At 41.5% G+C, this 4,750-nt stretch carries 3 protein-coding genes; all 3 read left to right on the top strand.

Annotated features, from left to right (window positions below; all coding sequences use genetic code 11):
- On the top strand, window positions 1-1,569 hold a 1,569-nt coding region (locus tag WBA23_RS18290; RefSeq protein WP_424583722.1), incomplete at its 5' end, for a peptidase domain-containing ABC transporter.
- A gap of 9 nt (window positions 1,570-1,578) precedes the next feature.
- Window positions 1,579-2,940 carry an HlyD family secretion protein gene (locus tag WBA23_RS18285; RefSeq protein WP_424583721.1) on the top strand — a complete coding sequence of 454 codons (1,362 nt, stop codon included), beginning with the start codon at window positions 1,579-1,581 and terminating at the stop codon, window positions 2,938-2,940.
- A gap of 57 nt (window positions 2,941-2,997) precedes the next feature.
- Window positions 2,998-4,521 (top strand): TolC family protein, encoded by a 1,524-nt coding sequence (locus WBA23_RS18280; protein WP_424583720.1) that lies wholly within the window; start codon window positions 2,998-3,000, stop codon window positions 4,519-4,521.
- The last annotated feature ends 229 nt before the right edge of the window (window positions 4,522-4,750 follow it).

Below are 4,750 nucleotides of genomic sequence, written 5' to 3'. Positions count from 1 at the left end.
GTACTGCTAATTGCATTGGTTATTATTGCAATACTAGTATCAGGGGTTTTACAGATTATGCAAATATCGATGGTGGAGGTGTTGCAAAGGCGAGTCTTTGCCAAAACGGCTTTTGAATTTGCTTACCGAGTACCCAAAATTGATGCGGAAGCACTATTCAAGTATCATACTCCCGAGCTGATTAACCGCTTCTTTGATATTCTTACTATACAGAAAGGCTTACCCAAGATACTAATTGACCTGTCAACAGCACTGCTGCAAATTTTCTTTGGCCTTATTCTTCTGTCGTTTTATCATCCGTTCTTCGTATTCTTTGCGCTGTTACTAGTCACTATATTATTTCTTATCTTCTATTTTACTGGACCCAAAGGACTGGAGTCATCCATTATTGAATCTAAGTACAAGTATAAGGTGGCGTTTTGGTTAGAAGAGTTAGCGAGAGCCCTTTCTTCCTTTAAAATAGCCGGAACCACTCGTTTACCTATGAAGAAGGCTGACTATAATATTAATCAGTACTTATTACACCGTAAAGTCCATTTTGGAGTATTAATTCGTCAGTTTTCGTTTATCGTACTTTTTAAAGTTTTGATTACCGGTGGGGTTTTAGTGTTAGGGACTATTTTAGTAATTGATCGGCAGATCACATTAGGGCAATTTGTAGCGGCGGAAATTATTATTGTTTTAGTGTTTGGAGCCGTGGAAAAGATAATTATCAACCTTGACACAGTTTATGATGTACTAACTGCCGTAGATAAGATTGGTCATGTAACCGATCTGCCTCTAGAAAATCAGATGGGGGTACGTTTACCTAAAACATTTTTCGAAGGCGGGATTGAGGTTAAGGTTGAAGGGTTAAACTATAATTATCCGGGTTATAGTAAAAAGGTAGTTAAGAACATTGATTTAACCTTCAAACCGGGTGAAAGAATCTGTATTACCGGCCACTCAGGCAGTGGTAAATCTACTTTGGTGAATATTATTGATGGCATTTATTCGTCTTACCAAGGAGTGGTAACGTACAACAATGTATCACTCAAAGATATTGATATTAACTTTCTGCGGGATGGTATCGCCAAAAACGTTTCGCAAGAAGATATCTTCGACGGAACAGTCATCGAGAATATTCTGGTAGGTAAACCAAATACAACGTATCAAACAGCAATTGATGCTATTAAGGCAGTAGGAGCGAGCGACGAAATCAATCAATTGCCCAATGGAATGCATACCCAACTAATCAGTGGAGGTAAGCGACTTTCTACTGGTTTAGCGCATAAAATTACCTTAGCTCGATGTATTGCCAAGCGACCTAAAGTAATCATTCTTAACGATTTTTTCTTCTTCTTTGAGCGATCTGAAAAAGAGAGATTAATTAAGTATCTAACTGATCCTCAGCATAGCTGGACGCTCATTACGGTATCTACCGATCCGGTAATATTAACCAATTGCACCCGGGTAGTAGTGCTGAAAGAAGGCGAAGTTGTGGCTGAAGGAACTCAAGAGCAAATAAGTCAGAACCCATACTTCAAAGAAATTGTTGGTGAGGATATGCCCCGACCCATTACACCATAAATTGAAATTATGAGAAAAGCTATTTTAGCTCAACCAGAACATTTATCTCAACTGGAGTCTATGAATGTACTTCAGTCGCCTCGGGCGGGGCGGGTACTCGCTCGCTGGATGGGCGGAATTGGTATCTTTCTGTTTTTAGTGCTATTTCTTCCTTGGCAGCAGAACATTAATGCTACCGGAGAAGTTACGGCGCTTTCGCCGGAGAATCGTCCTCAAACTATTCAGAGTGCTATTCCGGGGCAAATCACCAATTGGTTGGTGAACGAAGGAGAATATGTTCAAGAAGGAGATACAATATTGACAATTCGAGATGTAAAAGATAAGTTCTTTGATCCTCAACTGCTCTCTCGTTTGCAAGATCAAATCGAAGCCAAACAAACAAGTATTGAAGCTAAAGAAGACAAAGCACGTGCGCTGGAACGGCAAATTGCGGCACTTCGCGATGGATTGCAGTTAAAGCTTAAGCAAGCTAGAAATAAAGTAAAGCAGAGCGAATTGAAGGTTATTAGTGATAGCACTGATTTTTTAGCGGAGAAAGTAAATGTTAATATTGCAGAGAACCAGTTTGAACGGCAGCAAGTACTGTACGATGAAGGGTTAAAGTCGCTAACAGAGTTGCAACAAAAAGAGCAGAAAGCGCAACAAACCCAGGCAAAAGCAATTTCCAGTGAAAACAAATTTTTGGCTACCCAAAATGAGCTGATTAATGCGCAGATTGAGCTGAACTCTATCGAGGCAGAATACCTGGAGAAAATCAGTAAAGCTCAATCTGACCTCAGTTTAACTCGGGCCGAACTAGCTGAAGCGGAAGGAAGTTTGATTAAACAACGGAATGATTACGCGAACGTAGAAGAGCGGTTGGATCGTTACTCAATTATTGCTCCGCAGGATGGGTTTGTTGTAAGAGCTTTAAAAACTGGCATTGGCGAAACAATTAAGGAAGGCGAGGGAGTAGTAACGGTAATGCCTCGTAATCCGGATAAAGCGATTGAACTATACGTGAAGCCGATGGATGTTCCCTTATTGGAAACCGGACGACACGTGCGGTTGCAATTTGATGGTTGGCCCGCGCTCCAGTTTTCCGGATGGCCTAGTGTAGCGGTGGGTACCTTTGGAGGTATTATTCAGGTGATAGACTACGTAGAAACTGATAAAAAAGCTGGAAAGTACCGTATATTAGTTACGCCTGATCCAACCAATGATGGAGATTGGCCTGAGCAGTTGAGGTTAGGTTCGGGAGTAAAAGGGTTTGCCATGCTTAATGAAGTGCCTCTTTGGTATGAATTATGGCGATTGTATAACGGCTTTCCGCCGAGTTTAGAAGAGGAACCGGATGCGAAAGATTCAGACGTCAAAACGGCTTCTAAGTAAATGCTTTGGCGCAGTGCAACTGGCGCAGTGCAACTTATGGTTTAAAAAATAATAATCTTGCAAAAGTATATTAGCCTAAAAAAATTCGGAATGGTCTTATTGCTAGCGGTAAGCTTGACTCAGACTGTCTACGCCCAAATGGACTCAGTCCTAGTCTCGCGTGACTCGCTGGTAGTGGAAAGTCAGGCTTTTACCTTAGATGACTTTTTTGGACATATTCTTACACACCACCCACTAGTGAGACGGGCAAATTTGTTCAATGATCTGGCTTTTCAGGATTTACGAATGGCCCGGGGAAGACTTGATCCGGTAGCACAGTCTGACTTTAACATTAAAGAGTTCGATAACAAACGATACTACCGCACTTGGGATAGTAAATTGAAAATTCCAATGTGGTTTCCCATTGATTTGGAGGCTGGTTATGAGCGCAATAGTGGAGAATTCTTAGATGAATCTCAGAGTACCCCTTCCGGTGGTTTAATCTACGCTGGTTTTTCACTCCCAATAGGAAGAGGGTTATTTATTGACCAGCGACGAGCGGCTATTCGTCAGGCTCGATTGATGCAGGATTTAGCTCAGGCCGAACAGATTAAAGAGATTAATAAATTGCTATTTGATGCGGCTAAAGCCTACTGGGACTGGTACTACTCGTATCGGGAATACGAAATTATCAGTGAGGTAGAAAATGTGGCCCTGCAGCGTTATAATGGAGTAGTTAAACAAGTAATTAATGGCGATGTGGCTCCGTTTGATTCGCTGAAAGCATTTATCAACTACCAGGAACGAGATGTTCAGCGAGTGCAAGCTCAGCTAGATTTAGAGAATGCTCGACTAGCCGTTTCAGTGTATCTATGGGCCACTGCCGATGAAGAAAGCGACCAATCGCTACCTTTAGAACTAGCCGAAGCCACAATTCCTCTGCTAAACGAGAGTGAGGCGGTGAGCATTGAGCTACTGGCTGCTTTGCAAGAATTAGCGATGGAAGCTCATCCTGAGCTAAGAAAATTAGCTGCCAAATTTCAGCAAACTGAAATTGATCGGCGATTGGCCTTAGAGTTTTTAAAACCTCAAATTGATTTAAAGTACAACTTTCTTAGTGAGCGGGTGTCTGAATTGGGACCGAATGGTAGCGTTGGCAATGGAGATAACCAGCAATTTTTCTTTAATGACTACAAAGCTGGGGTGCAGTTTTATTTTCCACTTTTCTTACGTAAAGAGCGAGGTAAGTTGGCCCAAACTAATATTAAATTAGAGCAACTGTACTTTGAGCAGTCGTACCAACGGCAAATAGTAGCTAACGAAGTGTTGACTACCTACAACACCGTAGAAAATCTAGGTCAAATCATTGTACAGCAATCCGGGATGGTAAATTTCTACCAACAATTGTTAGATGGTGAACTTCGGAAGTTTGAATTTGGAGAAAGCTCTATATTTCTAATCAACACCCGAGAAACCGAACTGCTAGATGCTCGAGTCAAGCTGCTAAAATTTAAAACTCAGCGAGAGAAGTCAAAAGCGGAGCTTTATTACGCGGCCGGTGTACCTAATCTTGATTGGGAGATCTCAGAAACTGGCAATTAGAAGCAAAAAGTTTACCCAATGTCAGCGAGACAGGCAATTCTCAATCTATCTCATTCCATATTTCTTACTTTCTACGCGATTATATCGCCACAATACTTTTGGTTTTGCTTACGTCCTCGTTGCCGATTTCAATAATGAAAAAATTGGACTTGTAGTCAGATAAATCAAGCTTTTTCCGCAGAAATCCCCGAATCCGAACGGCATCTTCGTACAGGAGATTACCGATAAC

The sequence above is a fragment of the Tunicatimonas sp. genome, from assembly GCF_049647865.1.
GTDB lineage: Bacteria > Bacteroidota > Bacteroidia > Cytophagales > Cyclobacteriaceae > Tunicatimonas.
The sequence above is the reverse complement of the archived record's forward strand: the minus strand, read 5'-3'. Positions and strand labels throughout refer to the sequence as shown.

What these genes read in the sequence shown, in the direction of transcription:
- WBA23_RS18285 (WP_424583721.1), top strand. Translation starts at nt 1,579, where the DNA reads ATGAGAAAAGCTATTTTAGCTCAACCAGAACATTTATCTCAACTGGAG.